This is a genomic window from Flavihumibacter petaseus NBRC 106054 (assembly GCF_000974785.1).
GTDB classification, from domain to species: Bacteria; Bacteroidota; Bacteroidia; order Chitinophagales; family Chitinophagaceae; genus Flavihumibacter; species Flavihumibacter petaseus.
This window is the reverse complement of record NZ_BBWV01000001.1, coordinates 1,413,040-1,439,272: the sequence shown is the minus strand read 5'-3', so window position 1 is coordinate 1,439,272 and position 26,233 is coordinate 1,413,040. Positions and strand designations below refer to the sequence as shown.

The window sequence follows — 26,233 nt, the reverse complement described above, 5'->3', positions numbered from 1 at the left end:
AATTCCCCGGCTTATCAAGCGGACAAATTCGGGCAAACGTTTGCGCCGTTATTTCAAACGTTTGCGCTGCCGCTCCAGAAGTCTACAGCTAAAGTGGACTGAGCGATAAGGCTTCGATCAGCGCTACTTTTCAGCTCGGTTAACAAATCATTAAGACTACTGGTATGAAAAAATTTTTCATGATGATGCTGCTCTTCGGCAGCCTGGCTGGTACTGTGGTACAGGGTCAGGATGGTTCCCGCGAAGTTAGTGGCAGGATCGTTGACGCCAAGGGTGTCGGCATTCCGAATGTAACGGTTAAGGTTAAGGGAACCAGCGGTGGGGTAACCACCGATCAGGACGGTAACTACAAAATCAAGGTGCCGTCGAAGAGTGCTGTGTTGCAGTTTTCTTCTGTTGGTTACGTGACGCAGGAGCAACTCACCTCGAACCAGTCTGCCATTTCCCTTACGCTTGAATCTTCTTCGAAGAAGCTCGACGAAGTGGTGGTAGTGGGTTATGGTACTTCAAAGAAAAAGGATCTTACCGGATCAGTAAGTTCGGTTAGCCGGGATGATCTGAACCTCGGTGGTGCTACCTCCAACATGGCCCAGGCGATCCAGGGTCGTGCAGCCGGCGTACAGGTAAGTCAGACCAATGCGGCACCCGGCGGTGAAACAACCATCCGGATCCGTGGTGGTAACTCTATCAAATCAACCAACGAACCCCTTTATGTGGTGGATGGGTTTATCTCTTCTACCGGTAAGGACATCAGCCCGGCCGATATTGAAGATATTCAGATCCTGAAGGATGCCTCTGCCACTGCAATTTATGGTTCGCGCGGTGCTAACGGCGTTGTATTGATTACTACCAGAAGAGGAAAAACCGGTAAACCTTCTATTGCTGTTGAGGGATACTATGGAGTTCAATCTGTGATCAAGGAACCTGAATTAATGAACGCTACGGATTACATGAACATCACCAATGCCAAGGCAGTGGAGAACGGTAACCCGCCCGAGTTCACCGATGCGGAACTGAACAGCGGAGTGAATACCAACTGGTTCAAGGAAGGTACCCGCAATGCTACCGTGCAGAACTATGATGTTAGTGTAGGGGGAGGTACGGAAGATTCTCATATCTCCCTTTCCGGAAACTACTTCCAGCAGGATGGTGCGTTGCTGAAAACAAACTACAAACGTTATTCCGGCCGTCTCAACATGGATAAGACCTTTGGTGGTAAATTCAAAGTTGGCGCGAACGTATATGCCGCACGTGCATTTTCTGAATACAAGACCTATGATGGAAACATTGTTCCGTCCAACGTATTATACGGACTGATGTTCACGTCCCCTTCCATTCCTGTTTACAATGCTAACGGTACCTATGCCACCCGTAAGGGCCGTGATAACCCCATGGCATGGTTGCTGGAGCCGACCAACGACCGCTACCAGAATAAATTCACCGGAAACGTGTTCGTTGATTATGAGATCATCAAAGGACTCACAGCACATGTCAGTGGCGGCACCGAGATATTCACCACCAAGGAAGGTTACTACCTGCCTACTACATTGATTTCCGGGGCAAAGGTAAAAGGCCAGGCCAGTGTAAAGGATGTTTCTTCGATCCGGAATCTTTTTGAAGGATACCTGACCTATCGCAAACAGTTTGGTGATCATTCCCTGAGTGTAATGGGTGGGGTATCACAGCAAAATGATGTGACTGATGAACACTATACCCAGGTTCAGAAATTCACTACCGATAAATACCTGTACTGGAACCTTGGAGCGGCGACAGAAAGATTGCAGTCCACCAGTTTACGGACTCCAGGAAAGCTGGCTTCCGTGTATGGTCGCCTGAATTATGGGTTTGCTGACAAATACCTGGCAACATTTACGTGGCGTGCTGACGGATCGTCACAGTTTGGTCCCAACAATCGCTGGGGTTATTTCCCCTCAGGTTCATTGGCATGGCGATTGTCTAAGGAAGACTTCATTGCGGATCTCAACATCTTTTCCGACCTGAAACTCCGCGCCGGCTATGGTGCTACGGGGAATGACAGGATTCCTCCGTATGGCTATATGGCAACATTTGGACCAACCGGTGTTTCGCTGGATGCAAGCAGCGCTTTATCTGGCGGTATCGTAGCAAAAACGCTTCCTAACCCGGATCTGAAATGGGAAAGCAATGCGCAACTGAACATCGGCCTCGACATGGGCTTTGTTCAGAACAGGATTCTTGCTACCGTCGATTTCTATCAGAAGAAAACCACGGACCTGATTGCGGACCTTCCGATTGGCCAATGGTGGGGATTTGCTACCCAATTGGCCAATGTGGGCTCCCTGCAGAACACTGGCATCGAATTCGCGATCAATACAGAGAATATTGTGAGGGGAGATTTCCGTTGGAGCACCAACTTTAATATTGCCTACAACAAACAAAAAGTAACGGATCTCGGGGATCGCAAATATATCCGTGCGCAAACAGCCAATCCTGACGGATCTGTGCCCGCCTCCGATTTCACGCAACTCGAAGTGGGTAAAGAACTGAGTATGTTGTATGGTTATGTGTATGAAGGTGTAATAAAAACCGGCGAGAAATATAGTCCCCAACCCAATTCAGTTGCCGGCGATCCAAAATTCAAGGATGTGGATGGTGATGGATCAATTACTGCGGGCGACCGTACATACCTGGGAAATGCCAACCCGCATTATGTATTTGGGTTGAACAACGAATTCACCTACAAAGGGATTGAATTTGCCATCTTCTTCCAGGGCGCGTTGGACTACAGCCTGTACAACATGAATGGCCTGTTGCTGGAAACTTACACGGGTGTTGAAGCCAAAAACCGCTGGACAGTAAACAACGAGAACACAAATGTTCCCCGCAATGGTTATTTCACTACCAAATATGGCAACTATATCCACAGCAAATTTGTGGAAGACGCTTCCTATCTGCGGTGCAAGATGGTGACGCTAGCCTACAACCTGCCTTTGGGATCTCTGAAGAACAAGATCCGGAACATCAAGGTGTACACCACGGTTCAGAACCTGTTCACTGTTACGGGCTACACCGGAACAGATCCTGAAGTAAACACGAATGGCGGTAACGCCAACCTCACAGCAGGTTTGGATTTCAATGCCTTCCCTGCTTACCGGACGGTTACTTTCGGAGCCAAACTGAACTTTTAACGGATTCAACTATCAGACATGAAAATCTTACGCATTATATTACCCGCTTTGGTCCTGAGCCTGAGTTCCTGTGACAAATGGGTAGAACCTAAAGTATATAGTTCCCTCACGGAGGAGAATGCCTTCGAAACGAGGGATGACGCCATCGCGGCAGTAAATGCCATTTATGCGAGGCTGAAACAACCCAGTGGCGTCAGTGATTCTTACATGTACTACGCCGGCTTCCAGATGACCGTTACCGATTTTACTACGGACATCGGGCATAGCAGTGCATCCGGGGATATTTCGCTGCTTTCAGACAGCAAATGGTCAACCAATAATAAGTATCTCAATTTTGCCTGGCAACACCAGTATAAGTTGATTTCAGATGCAAATATTGCATTGATGTACATGCCCAGAATCACAGTAATCACTGATGCCGAAAGAGCACAGTTTACATCTGAGATCAGGTTCCTCCGGGCTTTAAGTTATATTGATCTCACGGACGAGTTCGGACCGGTGATTCTCATGACAGAAGCACAAGCAGCCCAACCGGATTACAGCTCCAAGCCGGAACCGACTTCTGTGGAAGAGATCGATCAGTTCCTGATCAGTGAACTGGAGGCTTGTATAGCCAGCCTGCCCCTGAATTACGAGGGCAAGGAAATCTACCCAACAAATGATGTGGGCCGCGCAACCAAAGGTGCAGCCATGTCATTGCTGACAAAACTGTACATGCGCCGCCATGACTGGCAAAAGGTGGTTGACATGACCACCCAGATCATGAACCTGAATCAGTATGAGTTGTATCCCGATTACAACGGCTTGTTTGCCGAAAGCAATAAATGGTGCAAGGAGTTTATCTTCAGTTCACTGGCGGATGCCCTCAATGACGGTACCGAATTGATGAACCACTTTGGGCCAATGATGCACCAGGAAGTAACGGACCGCTGGCAGTACTACGCTGTATCCTGGTACTTCTTCAATAGTTATGCACTTTCTGATGAGCGCCGCGAGAATTTCTTCTATGACTATGAAGGTTCCGACGGCCTGCAATACCAGGCACCCATCGCCGGTCAGCCGAATCCTCCTGCAGGGGTGTATTACCTGCCTGACGTAGCGACAAGAAAATATGCTGACCCGGCCGGTTCCAAGACTTACTATGATGGTCACGGTATTCCCATCCTGCGTTATGCCGATATCCTGCTCTGCCGCGCCGAAGCGCTTAACGAGCTGAACGGTTCCAACCAGGAATCCATCGACCTGATCAACATGGTTAAAGGAAGGGCGAAGGCGCCATTGCTCACTGCGCCTGGCAACTATACCAAAGATTCCCTCCGGGATGAATTGTGTAAGGAAAGGGGATGGGAGTTGTTCTTCGAATGCAAGCGTCGCGTGGATCTGATCCGTATGGGTAAATACCAGCAAGTTACCAATGACTATTTGGAGTCTATTGGTAAGGATCCGGTGATCGATATAAACAAACACAGATATTTCCCGTACCCGCAATCGCAGGTTGACCTCAACCCCAACCTGGATAATACGGGTCGCTTATGATGGTCTCATTTCAGCAATCAGCAAGGGGCGCTCTGACAATTTTGTCAGCGGCGCTTTTTGCGTTTTGCAGTGTTTTGGTTTCCTGCTCCCAGAATTGTGGAAAAGTGCGCGATATCAGCTTGAGCGCGCCGGGGAAAAACTCCCTGAAGGTTAAAGTGGCCATCCATTCTGATGATACGCTGGCACTGGCGGTACGGTACTGGCCGAAAGGCAGTAGGGATTCAGTAACGGAGACAGCGTTCAGTGCAACCAGTGAGTCGCCTTCACAGGTTTTGACGAACCTGCAACCCGGCCGCACCTATGCCTACCAGTTAGTAACGCGCAGGGGTACCTGCACATCGGCGGGGAAAGAATATGAATTCAAAAGCCAGCAACTTCCCCTGTGGGCGCAGGACCAGTTCCGCCTGGTTTGTCCCGATCCGGGTATTTTGCCGGCGGCTTTCCGGGATGGCTATTTCCTTGTTTACCGCCGCGATCTGCCGGGATTGATCTACCTGCTGGATGCGAAAGGCAATATCCGCTGGTACCACCAGGTGAACGGCACCGGCGTGAAGATGGCTACGTTCACGCCGCAGCAAACAATCCTGGCTTTACTGGGAGATGAAACTTACCAGACCAGCTACGGCAATGAACTGCTGGAAATTAATTTGTCCGGCGATACGTTGCTCCACCTTAAAAAGGGCCGCGATTTTCAACAGACACTGCACCACGAAGTACTACCGTATAAAGATCGGCTCATCACTATCAGCTCTGAAGAAAAGGTGATGAACCTGAGTAAAAGGGGCGGCGGAAAGGCAGACACGGTGAAAACCGACGGTATCCTGGTGATGGATCGCAGTGGCAAGACGCTCTGGCACTGGACCATCTTTGACGTGCTGGATCCCCTTCAGGATCCTGCTATTGCCAAAGAGAAGTCCGACTGGATGCATGCCAACAGCCTCCAGGTGGACAAGGATGGCAATTACCTGCTTTCGTTTTACAACAACGGGCAAATCTGGAAGATCGATGCCCAAAGCGGTAAAGTGATCTGGAAATTCGGAAAGGGCGGTGATTACACGCTGGCAGGGGGCGATTGGTTCGACAACAGCCATGCAGCGCATATCAATGCCCAGGGTAACCTGATGCTATTCGATAACGGCACCAAAAGGTTGCAGAGCCATGTATTGTCGTACCGTCTCGATGAGGCCACCAAAGTTGCCACCCTTGCTTTTGATGTGCCCCTGCCGAAAGATGTTTACAGTGAGCGCATGGGAAGCGCCTACCTGATCAATGATACGACTGTACTGAGTACCTGTACCAAACGAAATACCGTGGTGCTGACCAATCTCCAGGGAAGATTTCTCTGGGCGTTACGCAGCAATGCTTCACCTTATCGTGTGGAATTCATACCGAAAGAAAAACTATTTCCATTTTTAACGCATTAAGGAAACAACATGAAAAAAATGCAGTGGCTGGCAATTGTAGCATGCCTCCCGATGGTAATGTGGGTCTGGATCGCCTGTACATCCGTAGCCGGTGAAAAGCAACCGGAAGCGAAAGCGGTGGACAGTGCGGTGGCGAAACCGGAGCTGATCGTGATTGACAGTGCGGATATGCCGGATGGCAAGTTTGGTGATCTCGTGAAATATGGCCGCGAGCTCATGATGCGCACGGCGTACTATATCGGTCCTGAGGGAAAGAACGGCAAATACCTGGGCAATAAAATGAATTGCACCAATTGTCACCAGGATGCAGGAACCAAACCCTTCAGCTTTAACCTGATGGCTTCCCATGCCAACTATCCGCAATACCGTGCCCGGGAAGGCAAGGTGCTGACGCTTGCAGAACGTGTGAACAATTGCGTGATGCGGCCGCACAATGGTAAACCGCTTCCGCTGGACAGCCGAGAAATGGTCGCATTCCTGTCGTACCTGAAATGGATCAACAGCTATATTCCGAAAGACCAGCATTACCTGGGCGCTAAAAATTTGTCTGTCGATCTTCCCGCCCGTGCAGCGGACACTGCCAAAGGCGCTGTGCTGTATGCGGCAAACTGCGCGCGTTGTCATGGTGCCAATGGTGAAGGCCAGATGCGGTTTGATAAGGCCACCTATGACTATCCGCCTTTGTGGGGACAATATGGGTATCAGCCGGGTTCAAGCATGCACCGGGTGCTGATGCAGGCAAAATGGCTGAAAGCCAATATGCCTTATGATAAGGCTACACACGACAAGCCCTTCCTCACCGATGAGGAAGCGATCGATATTGCGGCGTTTGTGAATGATGACACCCGCCATAAGCGGCCGGGCGTGACAGATTTTGACTACCCGAATAAGGAAGAGAAGGCGATCGACTATGATCATCCCCCATTTGCTGATACCTTCCCTGCGGCACAACACAAATACGGACCGTTCAAGCCCATTATCGACGACTGGAAGGCAAAGGGACTGAAAGCGAGTTACTGATCTTATTTACCCTTGTGAAAAATCATTTCTCCCTGGATCAGGATGTTCCGGGGAGAAATTTCTGTTTCGCTGTTGATCTGCTCCAACAGGAGCTCGGCAGCCTTTTCCCCCTGCTTTTTGGGGTATTGTTCCAGTGAGGCCATGGGCGGATTCTCCAGGTATTGGGTAATGGGCAGGTTGGCATAACTCACAAAAACAATGTCTTTGTTGTTCTTCAGTTTTTTGGAGCGGGCATACTGAATGGCATCGAGCACTACATAGTCATTCATGGCCAGGATGGCCGTCGGTGGTTGCTTGAGGCTGAGCAAAGACTCCATGGCCTCTGCGGTGCCTTCCTTGGTAAGATCACAATAGGCTACCAGGCTCATGTCTATTTTCAACCTTTTCTTCTGCAGCACCTCCATGTAGGTGTCCGTTCTTTCCTTGGATGATTTCATTTCCTTGGGACCATTGATGATGCCGATCCGGCGGTGCCCTTTTTCCATCAGGTAGGAAATAGCCTGGTGGGTGCCGTGGGGCATATCAAATGCCACTTTGTTAAAGGCATTGGAAGAAGGAACACGGTCAAAAAACACTACGGGAATCTGGTATTTCTCCAGTGCGGTGAAATGGTCCAGGTTCTTGGTGTGCTTGGAGAGCGAGACAATAATGCCATCTACGCGCTGGTTCTTGAAGGCCGTAACAATGGCCTTTTCTCTTTCCACATCATCGTTGGACTGACCAATCAGCACATTGTATTTATGCTCATTGGCGATAGCCTCAATGCCGCTGATGGCGCCTGCGAAGAAATCTTCTATAAGGTAGGGCAGGATTACGCCTATGGTGAAGGTTTTACGTTGTTTGAAAAAAATCGCGGTCTGGTTGGGTTCATACCCCATTTCCTTGGCCAGTTGCTGTACACGCATTTTGGTGCGCAGTCCGATGCTGGGATGGTCGTGCAGCGCACGGGATACTGTAGATACAGAGATATTGAGCTGCTTGGCAATCTCTTTAATGGTGGGGAGTTTCTTAGTAGTCATACCCATGGGGTCTGGGATAAAATTAAGACTATTTGCCCAATCGTTTGTGAGGCGAATGGTCAAGTGATACCCTGACAAGGATTGTTTTGGCAAAGTTTGCACATATGATAAAAACCTGCTCCATGTTGACTGACAGGTACAGTCGAAGCTGCCCCGGAACATCCTGACTGTTGCCAGATCTTCACCAACCCGTGAATTGTAATGGTAACGTTAATGTCTAACCGTAAAATCGTAAGCTTTTTAGTGAGAACATTGAGTTGCCATTTCCACCTTTTCTCCTCAAGTTTTAAAAAGTTGTTAAAAATAGCGCAATCGTATGCATTGTAATATCAATCGATTGCGTGGTAGAAATGAAGTGTCGCACCGCCATCCCTGATATTTTTTTATCTAAAAATTGTAGAATTTGAACATCGGGAATTTATCTAACCAAACCTACAACTGAAATGCTTATGCGTAGATCAGCATGCTATTCCCTTGTCTTCACCTTAGCATGTATGTTCCTCGGCGTATCGCAACTGAAAGCCCAGTCACGGGTAATCAGCGGCGTAGTCCTGGAACAGAAGAACGGGAATCCCCTGGAAGGGGCAACAATCATCGAAAAAGGCAGCAATAATTCAACTCTGGCCGATGCTGCGGGCCGATTCAAAATCACTGTTCCTGCGACTGCAACCCAACTGGTAATCAGTTTTGTGGATTACGATGCAGCCACCATTAACATCGCGAATGGTGTGAACAACATCACGGTAAGACTGCAGGACAAAAAGAACAAAAACCTTGGGGACGTGGTAGTCGTTGGCTACCAGAAACAATCTCTTCGTAAGACGACAAGTGCGGTACAAGTGGTAAGCGGAAAGTCCATTGAAAACCTGCCTGCACCCAGCTTTGAATCATTGTTGCAGGGAAAGGTGTCTGGTGTGAACATCCAGAATTTTTCCGGAGAGCCGGGAATCCGTAACACTTTCACGGTACGTGGAAACTCCACCATTGTTACAGATCTTAACAACGGGCTGGATGATGCCCGTACACTGAGTACGCCATTGTACATCATCGATGGCGTGCCGATGTCTGTGACCGATCTGGAGAACGCATCCAGCACAGGAACAAATTATCTCGCAGGTATCAATGTGAATGACATTGAAAGTATCGTTGTGCAGAAGGATGCAGCTGCAACAGCAGTGTGGGGTTCACGGGGTGCCAATGGCGTGATTGTGATTAAAACCAAGCGGGGTCGGATTGGCAAGCCACAAATGCGTGCGGGTGTTTACTACGGTGTTGTGGAGAAGCCAAAGCTTCTGCGTACGGTTGCCGGTGCAGAAGAACGCCGTCAGAAGCTGGACCTGATGTATCTCTACAGTAGTTATCAGCAGCTGAGCAATATGCCTCAGGTACTTTCTGACAGTTTGAATCCTGCGTTTAACAATGCAACTGATTTCCAGGATCTTTTTTACCAGTCCGGTAATGTGACCAACGGAGACCTGAGTGTTTCCGGCGGTACTGATCAGCTGAGCTACCGTGTCGGCATGAACTATTATGATGAGAATGGCATTATCAAACAAACAGGGTTTACCCGTTATTCATTGAGGGGAAATTTTGATTTCCGGATCACACCAAAGGTCAACATGAACCTGAATGTGGCAGCTTCCAGAATGGATCGGAAGGTAGGACTAGGCCGTGGCCGCAACGAGGTGGTCCCTATAGACGGCACTACTATGCCGGCATCATTCTACAAGCCTTCTGATGCCGATATGCAACTGTATATGGGTTCATATGATGACCAGAAAGACAAAAACCAGACAAGCCTGTTTACTGCATACATGAACCTGAACTATGATGTTGTGAAAGGAATTCAGTATTCCCTTCAGGGTTCAATCAGTTCTTCTTCAGATAACCGCGACCGCTTTCAGCCGGGAGAGATTACTTCGGACGGTCGTTCATTCGCCGCATCTTACAAAAACAAGTATCAGCAGTACTATATTGCCAACATCCTGACAGGAAATAAGACGCTTGGAAAGAATCACAATTTTGGTGTGGTGTTCACCCAGAGTTTTCAGCTGGATGATAAATCCGGCAGCAGCATTGAGGGGTACAATGTACCGGATGAGAATATACATGTTGTTTCCGGCATTCCTCAGAAAGATATCAGCGCCTATTCTTCAGCGCAACGTGCCGGCTTGCTGTCTTTTATGGGTCAATTGTCCTATGATTTTGCCGGAAAATATTTGTTGAATGCGACGTGGCGTGCGGATGCCTCTTCGCGTTTCGGTCAGGATTCCAAGTGGGGGTATTTTCCTAGTGTCTCACTTGGGTATATCTTATCAGAGGAAAAATTTATGTCCAATATTCCCTGGATCAGCTTCCTGAAATTGCGGGGCAGCTATGGATTATCTGGTACCATGCCGGACGACTTCTATGCGCCATACAATACCTGGAATGTTACACAGGGAACCTATAATGGTACTGTGATGGCAACACCTTCTTTTGAAAAACCCATTACACTGCCAAACCTGACCTGGAATAAATCGAACCAGGCCAATATCGGCATGGATCTTTACCTGTTTGACAACAGGGTGAATATTACCGTTGATGCTTATCGCCGGAATTCACTGAACCCCATCCTGAATCTGCCATTCCCCTTCTTTACCGGATACACTTCCATGAGTTATAATGCGCCCATGAAGATCCTGAATGAAGGAGTAGACCTGATGATTCAGACCAGGAATTTGCCAAAGACCAGTGCGCTGCAATGGACCACCAACATCAACGCATCCTTTAACAAGAACAGGATAGCGGCACTACCGAATGGTAATCGAACATTCTATACCAGCTCCTACAATTACAACCAGGAGCTGATCTTCCAGGTAGGTGCACCGATTTATGGCTGGGCCCAGATGCTGTACACCGGCGTTTACAACGAGCAGTCGCAAATTCCTGTTAATCCATTGACAGGCTCACCACTGACTTATTTCAAAGGATATTATCCGGTAAAGCCAGGTTTTCCGATGTGGGTGGATGTGAACCACGACTGGGACGTTTGGAGTGATGAGGACAAAGGAGAGGCAAAAGGCGACCTTGTAGCTACCGGGGACCCTAACCCGAAGGTAACTGGTGGTCTGTACAATGAGTTCACCTGGAAGAATTTCTCCATGGGCGTTTTGTGCACCTACACTATCGGTCGCGATATCATCAACAATTTTGAGTCTGCACAATACGCCAACGTCTGGAATTTTGGAAACATCAACAACTATGCAGCCCAACGTCTTCCTGATCTGTCCAATGTGAATTACTGGGTTCCGGCAAACGGAGATAAGGGGCAAAGTACGAATGCCACATGGCCCAGTCTGAGCCCGTATGGCCCGAACTATTACCAGTTTCTTCCCTTTTCCACGATCTGGAATGAAGACGGCAGTTATTTCAAGATCAGGAATATTACGCTGGGTTACAATTTCGACCGCAATAAACTGCAACGCTTGAAAATCCAGGGCCTGCGGATCTACAGTATTATTGATAACATCTACACTTTCCAGAATGCTTCTGTTCCGGACGCCGAGCTGGTGAGTCCGCAGGGAGAATATCGCGGCAGCGCCTATCCATTGCCCCGGAAATATACCCTTGGACTCGAAGTGACACTCTAAATTTCAATACATGAAGCTATTAACTATTAATACGATAGTGCTGGCAGTCGCGGCAATGCTTTGTTTGCCATCCTGCAGCAAATACATCAACCTCAAACCGGAAGACGCTACGTATGACAATGTTTTCTGGAAGAGCGGACCCAATGTACAAAAAGCACTGGCTGGTGCATATGGCGGATTGCGCAGTGCCTTCCGCCAGGATCAGAGTTATTTTATTTTCGGCGACCTTCCGGCGGATGAAATGTGGCTGGATGGTAATGTCTGGTGGAATTATACCGACATCCTGAAAGACAAGAACTTTCATTTCAGCTATGCACCATACCTGGAAGCATCCGTTTGGAACTGGACAAGGTTTTATACCGTGATCAACCAGTGTCACCTGATTATCGAGAATACACCGAATATTGACGCCACCACTTTTGATGGCGGAGAAGCAGAGAAGAACCAGGCACTGGGTGAGGCGTATTTCCTGCGGGCATATACCTATTTCTACATCACACGGGTATGGGGCGATCCGGTGGTAACGACCGAGTCTCTGAAAGACCCTTTGACAGTTCAACCAGTTCCCCGCACGCCCGAGGATGAAGCACTGAGTTTTTGCATCGAAGACCTGAAAAAGGCAGTAGAACTGCTACCGTCCATCCAGGATTCCTACAAGGATAAAACAGCTGCGAGTAAGGGTGCTGCCCAGACATTGCTGGCGCAGGTCTATGCCTGGAAACATGATTATGCCAATGCCTCAGTTTATTGCGATGCTGTAATCAACTCGGGTGATTACGCACTGGAATCAGGAGAAAATTTTTCTCAGATCTTCCAGGGTAATTCAACAGAAAGTATCCTGGAGTCGTTTATGAAACATGATGATGCAAATAAGGAAGGCTCAGCTGACTTTTTCGGGATTTTCCTGCATGATCCGTTGATTAAGGACAAGGAAGCCTATGTCTCCTGGGGTCCAAATTATGACCTTACAGAATGGTTGTATGACAAGGAGAAAGACAAGCGATTCAGCCAAACATTTGGCGACTATGATGGCGATGGCTACCTGAAAAAATATGCCAATGTTGACTATTACGATCCTTCCCAGGAAACAGTTTATGTGGTGGATAACAACCTAGTAATGATGCGCTACGCTGATGTGTTGTTGTTGAAATCAGAAGCTGCATACAAGACTGGAGATGAAGGACTAAGCCTGCAATTGCTGAACCAGATAAAAGAAAGGGCAGGACTGGATGCAGTAAATATTTCCGGAGAAGAATTGTGGGACGAGATCATGAACGAACGTTATCGCGAATTCTACGGAGAAGGCATTATTGCATATGACCTCATTCGTATGGATCAGTTGAAGGTTTGGTTTACAGATCAGTATTCCGAAGAGCGCCTGCAAAAGAAAGGATACTACTGGCCACTGGATATGCGCACCTTGCTGCCACAGGATCCATTGCTTACCCAGAATGAATGGTGGAAAAATCACTAATCTCAAATGAATTGTATGAAGAAGTTATCGTTTTATTTGACCGCAGTCCTGGCAGTAGCTTTGATGTTTTCTGCCTGCAAACGCGATGAATATTTTATCGGGGGAACATTACACCAGGCGAAGGTAGATATGACTACCTATGATTTCCTGCAAAGCAATTCCCAAAAGCTGTTTGATACCCTGTTGCTGCTTGTAGATAAAGCTGGAATCAAGGACAAGATCAACGAACCGGGAATTACTTTTTTTGCGCCTACTGACTATTCCATCAACAAATACCTGGCGTTTCGGGAAAGTGAAGAGCAGAATATCGATGAAGGACGGAGATGGACAATCGACAGCATGATTAAGTATGAGCTGCCCATGTTTGCAGATTCAATTGACCTTTACCGGATTCCCAACCTGACACCCTATGATCAGCTGAAAGAAGAAGGGGAAATCTATCCGACACTGTTTCCCGGTGGCACGACGCTGATTTCCTTTGAGGAAACAAGGGATCCGGATCTCGGTTACAACAGCTCAGTCTCTACGATTCCCAGAATAGTCTATTACACGCTGCAGCCTGATGGTGACAAGGTGAGAGTGCAAACCTCCGGTATCCAATCCAATACCGGGATGATCCAGGTTCTCAATAATCAGCACACCCTATTCTTCAGAAATTAAACAGAAAGTAATGTCTCAAAAGTTATTACGCTATACCGTGCTGGCAGGAGTCCTGTTGGGCACAATAACCGGGTGTAAAAAACTGCCGGATGGATTTTTAAGTCCCGGTATCCGTTATGAAGAAGATCCTATTCTCATCCAGAAAGGACGTACGAAAGTGAGTTCGGCACTGAACCTTGATGGTTCTTCCAAGCCAACAACTGTAAGGATGGTGCATATCTACGACGATGCCGGAAAGCTGGTTGACGATATCTTCAGCCAGGAGACAACCATCAAGGGCTGGACGGCTTTATATGATCCGAAAACAGATACGACACTGGAGCTGATCGCCGCGAAGCAGACTGATATGGTAGTAACACCAATTATGATCAACCCCTCCAGTGGACAGGTGGAGGCAAATTTCACCACACTGAATGTGCCTCCGGGTAAATATCATTTTGACCTGGAAATCAGCAATGGCGCAGGCCAACAGCTGTATCCCAAACTCGGACATATTCAACTGAATGACGGCAAGCCTTACGACGCGCATCCTGAAATTGGCACTCCCTACACCCGGATGGTAAAAGTAGGTGATGAATCCAAAGCGACCAACCTGTTTACCCCGATTGTGGAGATCAATCGTGTTGGGGAGTCGCCGAACGTAGTGGTTGTTAAAATGATGGACAAGAACGGCGTACCGTTTAACCCCAGGGCTGGTGAGATCAATCGTCGTCCGAATGGCGCTACCTACCTTCAGACACTCCAGGACTATGCCCTGAAGACGGAACTATTTGATGACAGGATGGAATTTACCTATGGTGTCATTCCGTTTCCGCTGACATCCCTTGGTAATGGATTTAATATTTATTACCGCATACCCGGGCAGTTCGTAAAGCACGACAATGCCGCAACTTACCCGGAAGGCGAATATTCAGCCAACCCAAGGTTTGTTTTCCGGGCCTTTGTTCCCGGCAAATATGAAATTCTGTTTAAAATGCCGGATATCACCCACCGGTGATGCCTGGACATGTAGAGAAATTATGACAACCGGCCACCTGAAAAGGTGGCCTTTTTTTGCCGGTGATTCGCCTTTGTTTTTCTCTCAAAGCATTGGATTTCATCGCCGAAGATATTTGGAGGTTCGTTGGCTTAGTCATTGATAACCTTTGCATACCTTTGCCAATAGATTTGTTCAGTATGAGTTCTGTAGATAAGGTTTTGCCGGTATTGACAGCCAAGGATTTTGCCACGGACCAGGAAGTACGCTGGTGCCCGGGATGCGGGGACTATTCCATTCTCGCCCAGGTGCAGAAGATCATGCCCGGTCTCGGGATTCCCCGGGAGAATATTGTGATCATTTCGGGTATTGGCTGCAGCAGCCGTTTCCCTTACTATATGAATACCTATGGGATGCACTCCATTCATGGCCGTGCTACGGCGATTGCCAGCGGCCTGAAAGCAACCCGCCCGGAACTCAGCGTCTGGATCGTTACGGGAGATGGTGACGGCCTGAGCATCGGGGGTAACCATACCATTCACCTCCTCCGCAGGAACTTCGACGTAAACCTGCTGCTTTTCAACAACCAGATTTACGGTCTGACCAAGGGCCAGTACAGCCCGACCTCAGAAGAACAGAAGGTTACCAAGAGCACACCTTTTGGCTCCATTGACCACCCGTTCAATCCCCTGGCTCTCGCCATGGGCGCCGACGCGAGCTTTATTGCCAGGACGATGGACCGCGATCCCAAACATCTCCAGGAAATGCTGATCCGCAGCCACCAGCATAAGGGAGCATCATTTCTTGAGATTTACCAGAACTGCAACATCTTTAATGACGGGGCGTTTGAAATCTTTACAGAAAAATCAACCAAACCGGAAGAGGTCCTGTTCCTGGAGCAAGGCAAACCCCTGTTGTTTGGAGCCGCGAAAGATAAAGGCATCCGCATCGATGGTATGCGCCCGGTACTCACCGATCTGAAAGACGGGTTCTCAGCAGATGATTGCTGGATTCACGACGAAAAAGACTTTTACAAAGCACAGATCCTGGTGCGGCTGTTCGACGACCCCCGCCAGGAAAATCATATGCCTCGCCCGTTTGGTGTTTTCTTTGCGCATGAGCGAGCCTGTTATGAAGATGTAATGGCACTTCAGATTGAAGAAGCCCAGGCGCTTCGCGGAAAAGGCAACCTCGATAAACTGCTGCGCGGTAACGAGGTATGGGAGATTCAGTAATAATCTACGTAATTACGGTAAATAATTAAGGGCCTTTAAAAAAGAGTGCCAGCGATTGACATCGCCGGCCTGTGCTTACCTCTGAAACCACAAAAAGAAAGAGGTGTGTATTTGGGTTTTCAATAATCTTGCGTACGATCGAATTGTCCCTAAGGGATACAGTTCTGTAAAATATTCAAAGGGGATGTTGTGATCAGGATGGCTTTACCAAGGATAGCTGAACCGATTGGGGAAGTGGTTCGATGGCCCTAAAATTAGGGTCTGTTTAATTACAATGCAACATTTCTGAAAAATAATTATAATCTTTTTTTCAACAGAGATATTTGGTTATAATATCTTCTTTTTGTAGTTATACCACCACTCCGGCGCCGTCTTTTTCATCAGCGTGTCGATATTACGCATTCCAAACAGATTCCATGCGCCTTTCAGTTTTCCGCCCACAGTATTTTGCAATGCCCGGAGGCTCATGGCAAATCCGCTGTCGATATACTCCATGTGATGCCAGTACCCTGCAGGCATGAATAAGGTATCACCATGCTCCAGGATAAAATCATATCCCTTTGCGTGCTGTAACGCAGGAAATTTATCCAGGTCGATTTTGCTGTTCAGCGGATCGTAATACTTTTCAAAGTTTGCAAAACTTAACACCTCCCAGGGTTTGCGGTAAAGGTTGGTTTGCTCTTCATATGGAAACAGCAATACACGCTTCCTGCCGATAAATTGCGTATGCAGGATGTGCGAGAGGTCGATATCAAAATGCATGTGGGTTACCGATCCCTGTCCGCCGACGAACAGCATCGGGAATCTTTTAACAAAGCCCTTCATCAGTTGATCCGGCCAGTCGAAATCATGGGTTAATGAGGGGGCGTGCGTGAACAGGTTGAAGAGAAAGATCCGTAATTCTACCGGTCCCCGCCTGACCATGTCAAGGTAATCACCGAACAACATGTAATCGTCTGCTTTGTTGATCGGCGTATAAGCATCGCTCTTGATATTGTTGTAAACACCCACTTCCACATTACCGAGAGCCTGTTTGAAATAATCCCAGTTCCACCTGGTATAGGCAGGCCAGTCTTTTGCAAGACCCCTGATGATCAGGGGCCGCATGGGTTCGTAATAATGCTTTTTAAAGTCCGCAGCTGTTATTGATTCTACAGTGTCTACCGTATTCAGGTGCATGACATGTAATTTACCTCCAAAATTAAACATGAATTTAGTGTTAATTCAGTTTTCCCGACTGTTAAAACAGACTTACGGATAATACGTATCTTCAAGACATGCTGATACATGTGCATCCGGATAATCCTCAGCCGCGGGCCATTCGAACCATTGTGGAAACGCTGGCTTCGGGAGGAATAATCATCTATCCCACTGATACGATTTACGGCATCGGGTGCGACATTTTTCAACCGAAGGCAATAGAAAGGATCTGCCGCATCAAAAAGGTAGATCCGCAAAAGGCCCAGTTATCGTTTGTCTGTTATGATCTGAGTGATATGAGCCGCTATACGAAGAGTATCTCCACGCCTTTATACCGCATGCTGAAAAGCCACCTGCCGGGCCCATATACTTTCATTCTGCCGGCGAGCAGGGAAGTTCCGCGCCTGCTCAAGAGTAAAAAAGACACCATCGGTCTCCGGGTTCCGGATAACAACATTGCGCGTACGATCGTGAAAGAGCTGGGCCGGCCCATCCTGAGTGCTTCCTTGCCGGGTGAGATGATCGAAGAATATACCGACCCCGAACTGATGGAAGAGAATTTTGAAAAGCTGGTGGATATTGTAGTGGATGGCGGTATCGGCGGATGGACACCATCAACGATCCTGGATTGTACCCAGGAGCCGCCGCAATTGATCAGGCAGGGAGCCGGCGTCTGGGAGGAAACTGTTTAATATGTTATTTGAGCAATACTTTCCGTTCAGTCTCCGGCTGGAGTCATCCCGCGTGATCATGCGACCCCTGGCTGCAGAAGACCTGGAAGCATTCTGGGCAATCAGCCAGGACGAAGATATTTTCACCTGGTTTACCAAACTCCTCAATGAGCGGGATCAGCTGGTCGCCTGGATCGGTGATGCACTCGAACAGCGCCGCACCCATATTCGGTTTCCCTTTACCGTTATCGACAAACCGACAGGAAGAGTAGCCGGCAGCACCAGCCTGGGTAGCATCTCGTTTCCGGACCAGCGTATAGAGATCGGGTGGACATGGTACGGCAATGATTTTCGTGGTACCGGAGTCAACACCCATTGCAAGTTTCTTTTGCTGGAGTATGCATTTGAAACAATGGATTTCAAGCGCGTAGAACTGAAAACAGATGCCTTGAATGCACGGTCACGTGCTGCGATCAGGAAACTGGGCATGACGGAAGAAGGCATTTTACGCAGTCACACCGCAATGCCACGCGGGCGCCGCCGGGACTCTGCCTATTATGGGATGCTGCAATCAGAATGGCCGGAGGCGAAAGCGAAACTCCTCGAAAAGTTATAAGGCAGTGAAATGATCAATCCTCAAACATTACCGGTTGTTGCAGGGGATTGATCTGAAAAGACCGGCGGTGGTATTCGCAAAGACCGAATCGTTCGATCGCTTCGCGGTGCACAGCTGTTCCATAGCCTTTGTTGTCTTTCCACTGGTAATGGGGGAAATCGTCATGAAGACGGGTCATGTAGTCGTCACGGTAGGTTTTGGCCAGGATGCTGGCCGCCGCAATCGACGCGTAAATGCCGTCGCCTTTGACCACACACTGATGCGGAATATTCTTGTACGGCCGGAAGCGGTTGCCGTCAATCAGTAAAAGTCCCGGTTGTAGCTTCAGCTGGTCAACTGCCAGGTGCATCGCGAGGAAGGAAGCCTGCAAAATATTGATGCGGTCAATTTCCACCGAAGAGACCGAGGCCACCGCCCAGGCTAGTGCATGTTTTTCAATAAACGGTCTCAATTCGTAACGCCGGGTCTCTTTCAGTTGCTTGGAATCGTTCAGGTCGGGATGTTCGAAGTCTGCAGGCAGGATGACAGCGGCAGCGAAGACAGGACCAGCATAACAGCCTCGTCCCGCTTCATCGCAACCTGCCTCTGCAAGCTTTTGCTGGTAATGGTTAAGTAGGGCCACCGGGCCAAAAATAAATGAATCTTTACAGTAATTTTAAGGATGCTTTCCACAATCACTGCACCCTGGCCCTGGTATGTGTCCGGCCCACTGATCGGACTTACCGTTCCCCTGTTACTGCTCCTCGGCAACAAAACCTTCGGGGTATCATCTTCCCTGCGCCATATCTGTGCTGCCTGTTTTCCTTCGGATATTCCTTTTTTTCAATACGACTGGCGGAAGGAAACCTGGAACCTGTTTTTTGTGGCAGGAATTCTCGGAGGTGGTTTTCTCGCGGCTCATTTTCTCATTGATCCCAATCCTGTAGCTGTTAACCCGCAGCTTCAGGAATTTCTGAAAGCGAATGGGGTCAGTGACTACAGTGGCATGGTTCCCCATGACCTGTTTAACTGGCCGGCACTGGGAACCCTGAAAGGGCTCATCCTCATGGTTGGCGGCGGGTTCCTGGTAGGATTCGGTACCCGTTATGCGGGTGGATGCACTTCAGGGCATTCCATTATGGGCATCAGCACACTGCAGTGGCCATCGCTGGTAGCCACCATGTGTTTTATGGCTGGTGGCTTTATTATGGCCAATCTCGTATTGCCCTTTATTCTTCGCCTGTAAAAGAAACTTATGAAAACAGTTGAAACCAATACGGATTTTGAAGTCAGGTCACTCGACACCATGGGTATGAATGAGATGGAGCGGAGGGAAGCGACTTTCCTCAATCTCAAATACGCGGTGGTGGGTGTCGCTTTCGGGATCATACTCGTGAAATCGGAAGTGATCTCCTGGTTCCGGATCCAGGAAATGTTCCGGCTCCAGAGCTTTCATATGTACGGCGTGATCGGATCCGCAATTGTTACAGCGATGATTACTGTCTGGCTGATCCGACGGTTCAATATCAAAACGGTGTACGGCGAGCCGGTTCACATCCATCCAAAACCTTTCAATAAGGGACTGGTTTTCGGCGGACTGCTTTTCGGTTGTGGCTGGGCGTTGACCGGCGCCTGTCCGGGTCCGCTGTATGCCCAGATCGGCAGCGGCGCTACGGTTACTGTCGTCACCCTGTTGAGTGCAGTTGCAGGGACCTGGGTCTATGGAAAAATCCGTGACAGATTGCCGCATTGAAATAGTGTGTAATTTCGTGATATGGATGTGGAGATACTCTCGCGCATACAATTCGCCTTCACTATTTCCTTTCATTACATTTATCCGCCCCTGAGTATTGGACTCGGACTTTGCATGGTCATCATGGAAGGGCTGTATCTGAAAACAGGGCAGAAGATATATGAGGACATGACCCGCTTCTTTACGCGGATCTTCGCCCTCATATTTGGTATTGGTGTGGCCACTGGTATTGTTATGGAATTCGAATTCGGAACGAACTGGGCCACGTATTCCAAGTATGTAGGAGATGTGTTTGGCAGCGCACTCGCCGCGGAAGGCATCTTTGCCTTTGCACTGGAATCAGGATTTCTCGGGGTATTGCTGTTCGGTTGGAACAAGGTCAGCCCCCGGGTGCACTTCTTCGCCACTATTATGGTGACACTGGGATCGATGTTTTCCGCCATCTGGATCGTGGTCGCCAACAGCTGGCAGCAAACGCCGGCCGGCTTTCATATAGTGGGTGAAGGGTTGGAGGCCAGGGCAGAAATTATCAATTTCTGGGAAATGGTATTCAATCCCTCTTCGCTGGAAAGGATCACCCATGTGTGGATCGGTGCATTCCTTTCGGGTGCCTTCCTGGTAACCAGCATCGCTGCCTGGTATATCCGGCATGGTAAACACCTTGAGTTTTCGCGGAAGGCTTTCAAAATCGGTCTGAGTGTTGCGCTGATCTGTTCTTATGTACAGCTGTTTGTCGGCCATAAGAGTGCAGAAGTGGTTGCTGAATATCAGCCCGCCAAACTGGCAGCGATGGAAGGTCATTTTGAGGAGAACAGCAAGGCTGATATGTATCTTTTTGGCTGGGTGAACAAACAGCAGGAGACGACCAAGGGGGTGGCGATTCCCGGCGGGTTGAGTTTCCTGATCCATTACAACTTTACTGAACCTGTCAAAGGGTTGCGGGCTTTCGCACCGGAAGACCGGCCAGGCAATCCAAACCTGGTTTTTCAAACCTACCACCTGATGATCGCCTGCGGTATGGCAATGATCCTGCTCACCTCGCTGGCAGCCTGGTACTGGAGAAAGGGGGTGTTGTTTGACAAAACCTGGATGATGAAGGTTTTTGTGTGGGCGGTGCTTTTGCCCCAGCTGGCCAATCAGGCCGGTTGGTTTGCTGCAGAAACCGGAAGGCAACCCTGGGTAGTATACGGCCTGCTGCGTACATCCGATGCCCTGAGTGCGTCCGTTAAAGCCAACCAGGTATTGTTTTCCCTGGTATTGTTCTCGCTGGTATATGCCTTGTTGCTTACACTTTTTCTTTACCTCCTGAATAAAAAGATCGTGCACGGGCCAGCTGCCCATAAAGAAGAAATGCATAGTCCCCAGCTGGAAGAAATGGCAGAAAGATTTGATACCCGGTAACCATTGAAAGAAACTAAAACCAGATAGTATGCCTACGTTTCTCGGACTGGATTACCCCACTTTGTGGTTTTTGGTGATCGGCGCCTGTTTCACCGGTTATGCGATCCTGGATGGATTTGACCTGGGAGCAGGGGCAGTGCATCTTTTTTTCAATAAGGAAGAAAGCCGCCGGATTGCGCTCAACGCAATCGGCCCGGTATGGGATGGCAACGAAGTTTGGCTGGTGATTGGCGGGGGTGCACTGTTTGCCGGTTTCCCAAAGGTTTATGCTGCGGTGTTTTCAGCGTTTTATATTCCCTTCATGATCTTCCTGGTGGCACTTATTTTCCGGGCCATCAGCATTGAGTTCCGGAGCAAAGAGCCGATGATCTGGTGGCGAAAATTCTGGGACGTGAGTTACTGTATCTCCAGCATAGCCATTGCATTGGCGCTGGGACTGGTACTGGGAAATATATTGCAAGGGTTACCGATGGATAAGGATGGTAATTTTCTGGAGAACTGGACTTATTTCCTGAACCCGTATGCGGGAATGGTTGCTATTTCAACGCTTGCCCTCTTTATGATGCACGGTGCCATCTACCTCGTAATGAAAACAGAAAAGCGGTTGTATACGAAACTGACAATCATTGTGAAGAATACGACGATCTTTTTTGTGATCAGCGTGCTGCTGCTGAGTTTTTATACATTGTTGTACAAGACGCATTTGTCTGAACGCATAAAAGAAAATACCTGGATGTTTATTATCCCGGTCGTCATGGTGCTGGCGATCGCAAATATTGCCCGCAGAACCAGCCAGCAGAAATACCGGCTGGCCTTCCTGAGTTCGGCGGTAGTGATCAGCCTGTTGCTGGTAATCGTTGCAGTAGAGCTATATCCCTATATGGTTCCCAATTCTCTTAATCCGCAGTATGGTCTGACGGTTCACAATGCTTCCAGCAGTGCGAAAAGCCTGGGCATTATGTTGGTGTTTGCTGCGATCGGTGTTCCCCTGGTTGCCATTTATACCAGTTTTGTGTTCTGGACATTCAAGGGAAAAGTCAAACTTGATGAGATGAGTTACTGAGTGGAACCGGTAACTTTGCCCCGCTATGCAGCAGATTTCTCCAGCAAAAGGCAATAAGGCAGTCGCTATCTGGCTGCTGACCGGTGTGTTCATGATCATGGTGCAGATCATATTGGGCGGTATAACCAGGCTCACAGGTTCAGGTTTATCCATAACGGAATGGCAGGTGGTCACCGGATCCCTTCCGCCGCTCAATGAGCAGCAATGGCTGCAGGAATTTGATAAATACCGTCAGACACCACAGTTCCGGCTGCTGAATACGGGATTCAGCCTGTCTGATTTCAAACAGATCTTTTTCTGGGAATGGTTCCACCGGTTCTGGGCCAGGTTACTGGGCGTTGTTTTTGTGATCGGATTTATATACCTGGTTACCAAACGATACCTCCGGAAAGAAATGGTCAATCCCTTGTTGATCCTGTTTCTGCTGGGTGCGCTGCAGGGGGCGGTTGGCTGGATCATGGTGGCCAGTGGCCTGACCGGCGATGCGGTTTACGTGAAACCGACAAGGCTGGCCATGCATTTCGTGCTGGCGCTGGGGCTTTTGTGTTATACTTTCTGGTTTGCGCTGATGCTGCTGGTGAAGCCGGAAGACCGGACATCGGCTCCTCCTATAAAAAAACTACTGGTGATCCTGCTGGTAATACTGGGCGTTCAGCTGATGTACGGGGCGTTGATGGCAGGCCACAAAGCAGCCACGGTAGCACCCACCTGGCCATCTATCAACGGAAGCTTTTATCCGCAGCATATCTGGAAAGACGAGCCCCTGCTCCTCAACCTGATCGATAATCCGGTGACCATCCATTTTTTCCACAGGAACCTGGCTTATCTGATCCTCATCCTGATCATCCTGGCTTGCAGCAAGGCCAGCCGCCTGCAGCTCACCGCGCTTTCCCGTAAGGCTATCCGCTGGCCGCTGGTGCTGGTAGTAGTGCAGGTTATGCTGGGAATTCTCTCATTATTGTCCAGCCCGGGTATCGTACCGAACCGCTGGGGAAATTTTGAGTGGATGGCCCAGCTTCACCAGGTAGTGGCGATGCTTCTGTTGTTATCTTTGGTAAGCTTATTGTACCTCTTTAACGGGCAGAGGCAGCGGGTATAATTTAAGCACTGTCTTAATCGTTAATAGCGTATCCGGGTGTATGAAGCCGACACTGAAAGCCATATTTTATTCATTCCCTGTGCAGCTCGTCTTGCTTCATTTCAAGAAGTTTCAGGTCTTGCTGCTCTTCTGGCTAATTCTTTTCGGGGCTGTGAACGGCAGCTTTATGGCAAATTTTGGCGTGGATTCACTGTTCCTTTCACCTGAATACCTGGGACGGGTAAATGCACTGAGCACGGCAATTGTCGGCATTGCCATTGGTATATTCTTTATGAGCTGGAATATCACCACTTTCATCCTTTTCAGCAGGCATTTTCGTTTTCTCGCCACCACCACGAGGCCATTTCTGAAATACTGCATCAACAATGCGATTTTACCGCTGGTGTTCCTCCTCTTTTATTTCTTCAGGGCTATCAACTTCAATATGCATAAGGAGCTGATGGGCTTGGGAAAAGTGATTTGGCTCAGCAGCGGATTCATCTGCGGGCTGATTTTTATTGTTGCGGTCAGTTTCGGTTATTTCTTTGGTGCCGATGTGCAGATCGCAAGGAATATGATCAATACCGATCCATCTCCCAAACCATTTCATCTTGGTCTGCGGCCACATATCGTACTGAACAGCGGTGGCAGCAGGTTAATCAAAGTGACCAACTATCTCAGCGGAAGACTGGCGGTCAGAGCGGTCCGGAATGTGTCGCACTACAGCAAGGAATTCCTGGAAACAATATTCAGCCGGCACCATTTTGCCGCCGTGCTTTCCATATTTGTCGCTTTTGTTTTCCTGGTGCTGGTTGGCTACCTGCTCGACTTTGAAGTATTTCAGCTTCCTGCCGCTGCCAGTATCACCCTGTTCCTGGCAATACTCGTGTCCGTGGTCGGCGCGTTTTCCTATTTCCTGCAGAGCTGGAGTGTTCCATTTGCAGTAGTTTTTCTGCTCGTCCTGAATTTTCTGTACAGGCTTGGTGTAATAGACCCTACCAACAAAGCCTACGGGCTGGACTATCGCAAAACTACGGGACGCGCTGCCTATACGCCTGAAAACCTGCAACAGCTTTGTACGCCTGAACAGATGCAGTTGGATAAGGAGCGCATGATCACCGTACTGAACAACTGGAAAAGCCGGCAGGGTGTGGAAAAACCCTATCTGTATCTTATTTCGGTGAGTGGTGGTGGTACACGAAGTGCAACTTTTACAATGGGCGTGCTGCAGAAGCTGGATAGCCTGTCACACGGACAGCTGATGAAACAGACTTTTATGATCACCGGCGCGTCAGGAGGTATGCTGGGCGCAGCCTATTTCAGGGCGCTTTCCCAGGAACGGGAGAACGGACATGTTGCCAACCTGCAGGATTCGGTGTTCATTGATGATATCTCCAAAGACCTGTTAAATCCTACGTTTTCCTCCTTTGTTGCCCGCGACCTGGCATCGCCTGCCCAAAAATTCCGCGTTGGGGAATATTCGTATGTGAAAGACCGTGCGTACTCTTTTGAACAACAGCTGAACCGCAATACCAGGATGCTGCTGGACAAAGAGTTTAACCAGCTGGCGGCCGATGAGGCGGCAGCGCGTATTCCGACCATGGTCTTCAATTCGGTGATCACGCGCGATGGCAGGAAGATGCTGATCAGCACCCATCCGCTAAGCTTCCTGATGCGGCCTGCAGCCGATAGTGCGTTTCAGGATGGATCTGATCCGGATGCGATCGACTTTGCTGCCCTGTTCAGCAAGCAGAACCCCATGAACCTGCGCTTATTGACGGCGCTCCGGATGAATGCAACCTTTCCTTACGTGCTCCCGAATGTCTGGTTGCCGTCTGAACCTACCATCGATGTTATGGACGCCGGCCTGCGGGATAATTATGGCATAGAAACGGCCCTGCGGTTTATTCATGTTTTCCGTGACTGGATCCAGGAAAATACTTCCGGTGCGGTATTGTTGCAAATCCGTGACCGCCGCGGCGGTGGATGGGAAGCGCCTTTTGAATCTCATGCGATTTCAGAAATCGTAACCAAGCCCATGTTGCTCTTGCAATATAACTGGTATAAAATGCAGCAGTACAACCAGATGGATCAGCTCAGCTTTACTGAAGACATTATGGGGGGCAAATTCAGGAGACTTAATTTCCAGTACATCCCCGAAAAAGAAGATGCCAAGGCGGCCCTCAATTTTCACCTGACAAAACGGGAAAGAATGGATATTATCCGTGCGCTGGATAATAATGTCAACAGGAGTGCATTTCAGACTTATGAATTGCTGGCCACCCCTGACAGCGTCAGGAGAGCGTTATCCCAAAACTGATCTCTTACA

20 protein-coding genes are annotated in these 26,233 nt (G+C 48.8%); 17 read left to right on the top strand and 3 right to left on the bottom strand.

Annotation, left to right across the window (positions count from 1 at the left end):
* Positions 1–164 precede the first annotated feature (164 nt).
* The 4 genes from FPE01S_RS05975 to FPE01S_RS05960 all read left to right on the top strand — a co-directional run bounded on the left by FPE01S_RS05975 (position 165) and on the right by FPE01S_RS05960 (position 7,147).
* Entirely contained in the window at positions 165–3,167 is a 3,003-nt protein-coding gene (locus tag FPE01S_RS05975) for a SusC/RagA family TonB-linked outer membrane protein (protein ID WP_052955540.1), read from the top strand.
* An 18-nt stretch (positions 3,168–3,185) separates the two neighbouring features.
* Entirely contained in the window at positions 3,186–4,703 is a 1,518-nt protein-coding gene (locus tag FPE01S_RS05970; RefSeq protein WP_046367897.1) for a RagB/SusD family nutrient uptake outer membrane protein, read from the top strand.
* Positions 4,704–4,807: 104 nt separating this feature from the next.
* Positions 4,808–6,127, top strand: a complete 1,320-nt coding sequence (locus FPE01S_RS05965) for an aryl-sulfate sulfotransferase (protein WP_169749135.1) — start codon at positions 4,808–4,810, stop codon at positions 6,125–6,127.
* A 9-nt stretch (positions 6,128–6,136) separates the two neighbouring features.
* A complete protein-coding gene (locus tag FPE01S_RS05960) occupies positions 6,137–7,147 on the top strand; it encodes a c-type cytochrome (protein ID WP_046367896.1) in 1,011 nt (336 codons plus the stop codon).
* A 2-nt stretch (positions 7,148–7,149) separates the two neighbouring features.
* Here the strand turns inward: FPE01S_RS05960 and FPE01S_RS05955 are convergent, their stop codons facing one another.
* On the bottom strand, positions 7,150–8,166 hold the full coding sequence (locus tag FPE01S_RS05955; protein ID WP_052955538.1) for a LacI family DNA-binding transcriptional regulator: 1,017 nt from the start codon (positions 8,164–8,166) through the stop codon (positions 7,150–7,152).
* Positions 8,167–8,615: 449 nt separating this feature from the next.
* Here FPE01S_RS05955 and FPE01S_RS05950 point away from each other — a divergent pair, with 449 nt between their 5' ends.
* The 5 genes from FPE01S_RS05950 to FPE01S_RS05930 all read left to right on the top strand — a co-directional run bounded on the left by FPE01S_RS05950 (position 8,616) and on the right by FPE01S_RS05930 (position 16,143).
* Positions 8,616–11,798 (top strand): SusC/RagA family TonB-linked outer membrane protein, encoded by a 3,183-nt coding sequence (locus FPE01S_RS05950; protein ID WP_169749134.1) that lies wholly within the window; start codon positions 8,616–8,618, stop codon positions 11,796–11,798.
* 10 nt (positions 11,799–11,808) lie between these two features.
* Positions 11,809–13,272, top strand: a complete 1,464-nt coding sequence (locus tag FPE01S_RS05945) for a RagB/SusD family nutrient uptake outer membrane protein (protein ID WP_083990141.1) — start codon at positions 11,809–11,811, stop codon at positions 13,270–13,272.
* Positions 13,273–13,287: 15 nt separating this feature from the next.
* Complete coding sequence (locus FPE01S_RS05940) at positions 13,288–13,932, top strand: hypothetical protein (RefSeq protein WP_046367892.1); 645 nt, start codon at positions 13,288–13,290, stop codon at positions 13,930–13,932.
* Between the two features lie 10 nt (positions 13,933–13,942).
* Complete coding sequence (locus tag FPE01S_RS05935; protein ID WP_046367891.1) at positions 13,943–14,929, top strand: hypothetical protein; 987 nt, start codon at positions 13,943–13,945, stop codon at positions 14,927–14,929.
* Between the two features lie 179 nt (positions 14,930–15,108).
* Positions 15,109–16,143 (top strand): 2-oxoacid:ferredoxin oxidoreductase subunit beta, encoded by a 1,035-nt coding sequence (locus tag FPE01S_RS05930; protein WP_046367890.1) that lies wholly within the window; start codon positions 15,109–15,111, stop codon positions 16,141–16,143.
* A 327-nt stretch (positions 16,144–16,470) separates the two neighbouring features.
* Here FPE01S_RS05930 and FPE01S_RS05925 read toward each other — a convergent pair whose 3' ends face one another.
* Positions 16,471–17,322 carry a cupin-like domain-containing protein gene (locus FPE01S_RS05925; protein ID WP_046367889.1) on the bottom strand — a complete coding sequence of 284 codons (852 nt, stop codon included), beginning with the start codon at positions 17,320–17,322 and terminating at the stop codon, positions 16,471–16,473.
* Positions 17,323–17,420: 98 nt separating this feature from the next.
* On the opposite strand from FPE01S_RS05925, the gene FPE01S_RS05920 reads away from it, so the two are divergent.
* Complete coding sequence (locus tag FPE01S_RS05920; protein WP_046367888.1) at positions 17,421–18,035, top strand: L-threonylcarbamoyladenylate synthase; 615 nt, start codon at positions 17,421–17,423, stop codon at positions 18,033–18,035.
* Position 18,036: 1 nt separating this feature from the next.
* Entirely contained in the window at positions 18,037–18,630 is a 594-nt protein-coding gene (locus tag FPE01S_RS05915; protein ID WP_046367887.1) for a GNAT family N-acetyltransferase, read from the top strand.
* A gap of 13 nt (positions 18,631–18,643) precedes the next feature.
* Here FPE01S_RS05915 and rnhB read toward each other — a convergent pair whose 3' ends face one another.
* Positions 18,644–19,252, bottom strand: a complete 609-nt coding sequence (gene rnhB, locus FPE01S_RS05910) for a ribonuclease HII (RefSeq protein WP_046367886.1) — start codon at positions 19,250–19,252, stop codon at positions 18,644–18,646.
* 39 nt (positions 19,253–19,291) lie between these two features.
* Between rnhB and FPE01S_RS05905 the strand changes: the two genes are divergently transcribed.
* The 6 genes from FPE01S_RS05905 to FPE01S_RS05880 are packed head-to-tail and all read left to right on the top strand — an operon-like array spanning position 19,292 to position 26,224.
* Positions 19,292–19,855, top strand: a complete 564-nt coding sequence (locus FPE01S_RS05905; RefSeq protein WP_046367885.1) for a YeeE/YedE family protein — start codon at positions 19,292–19,294, stop codon at positions 19,853–19,855.
* Positions 19,856–19,864: 9 nt separating this feature from the next.
* Entirely contained in the window at positions 19,865–20,362 is a 498-nt protein-coding gene (locus FPE01S_RS05900; RefSeq protein ID WP_046367884.1) for a DUF6691 family protein, read from the top strand.
* 21 nt (positions 20,363–20,383) lie between these two features.
* Positions 20,384–21,763 (top strand): cytochrome ubiquinol oxidase subunit I, encoded by a 1,380-nt coding sequence (locus FPE01S_RS05895; protein WP_046367883.1) that lies wholly within the window; start codon positions 20,384–20,386, stop codon positions 21,761–21,763.
* A gap of 28 nt (positions 21,764–21,791) precedes the next feature.
* Positions 21,792–22,826, top strand: a complete 1,035-nt coding sequence (gene cydB, locus FPE01S_RS05890; protein ID WP_046367882.1) for a cytochrome d ubiquinol oxidase subunit II — start codon at positions 21,792–21,794, stop codon at positions 22,824–22,826.
* Positions 22,827–22,851: 25 nt separating this feature from the next.
* Complete coding sequence (locus tag FPE01S_RS05885; RefSeq protein WP_046367881.1) at positions 22,852–23,925, top strand: COX15/CtaA family protein; 1,074 nt, start codon at positions 22,852–22,854, stop codon at positions 23,923–23,925.
* 40 nt (positions 23,926–23,965) lie between these two features.
* A complete protein-coding gene (locus tag FPE01S_RS05880; RefSeq protein WP_046367880.1) occupies positions 23,966–26,224 on the top strand; it encodes a patatin-like phospholipase family protein in 2,259 nt (752 codons plus the stop codon).
* Positions 26,225–26,233 lie beyond the last annotated feature (9 nt).

Coding starts and splice junctions, on each gene's coding strand:
- FPE01S_RS05930 (WP_046367890.1), top strand. CDS start 15,109: ATGAGTTCTGTAGATAAGGTTTTGCCGGTATTGACAGCCAAGGATTTT.
- FPE01S_RS05895 (WP_046367883.1), top strand. CDS start 20,384: ATGGATGTGGAGATACTCTCGCGCATACAATTCGCCTTCACTATTTCC.
- FPE01S_RS05960 (WP_046367896.1), top strand. CDS start 6,137: ATGAAAAAAATGCAGTGGCTGGCAATTGTAGCATGCCTCCCGATGGTA.
- FPE01S_RS05905 (WP_046367885.1), top strand. CDS start 19,292: ATGCTTTCCACAATCACTGCACCCTGGCCCTGGTATGTGTCCGGCCCA.
- FPE01S_RS05900 (WP_046367884.1), top strand. CDS start 19,865: ATGAAAACAGTTGAAACCAATACGGATTTTGAAGTCAGGTCACTCGAC.
- FPE01S_RS05880 (WP_046367880.1), top strand. CDS start 23,966: ATGAAGCCGACACTGAAAGCCATATTTTATTCATTCCCTGTGCAGCTC.
- cydB (WP_046367882.1), top strand. CDS start 21,792: ATGCCTACGTTTCTCGGACTGGATTACCCCACTTTGTGGTTTTTGGTG.
- FPE01S_RS05955 (WP_052955538.1), bottom strand. CDS start 8,166: ATGACTACTAAGAAACTCCCCACCATTAAAGAGATTGCCAAGCAGCTC.
- FPE01S_RS05970 (WP_046367897.1), top strand. CDS start 3,186: ATGAAAATCTTACGCATTATATTACCCGCTTTGGTCCTGAGCCTGAGT.
- FPE01S_RS05885 (WP_046367881.1), top strand. CDS start 22,852: ATGCAGCAGATTTCTCCAGCAAAAGGCAATAAGGCAGTCGCTATCTGG.
- FPE01S_RS05915 (WP_046367887.1), top strand. CDS start 18,037: ATGTTATTTGAGCAATACTTTCCGTTCAGTCTCCGGCTGGAGTCATCC.
- FPE01S_RS05940 (WP_046367892.1), top strand. CDS start 13,288: ATGAAGAAGTTATCGTTTTATTTGACCGCAGTCCTGGCAGTAGCTTTG.
- FPE01S_RS05950 (WP_169749134.1), top strand. CDS start 8,616: ATGCGTAGATCAGCATGCTATTCCCTTGTCTTCACCTTAGCATGTATG.
- FPE01S_RS05975 (WP_052955540.1), top strand. CDS start 165: ATGAAAAAATTTTTCATGATGATGCTGCTCTTCGGCAGCCTGGCTGGT.
- FPE01S_RS05935 (WP_046367891.1), top strand. CDS start 13,943: ATGTCTCAAAAGTTATTACGCTATACCGTGCTGGCAGGAGTCCTGTTG.
- FPE01S_RS05920 (WP_046367888.1), top strand. CDS start 17,421: ATGCTGATACATGTGCATCCGGATAATCCTCAGCCGCGGGCCATTCGA.
- FPE01S_RS05925 (WP_046367889.1), bottom strand. CDS start 17,322: ATGCACCTGAATACGGTAGACACTGTAGAATCAATAACAGCTGCGGAC.
- FPE01S_RS05945 (WP_083990141.1), top strand. CDS start 11,809: ATGAAGCTATTAACTATTAATACGATAGTGCTGGCAGTCGCGGCAATG.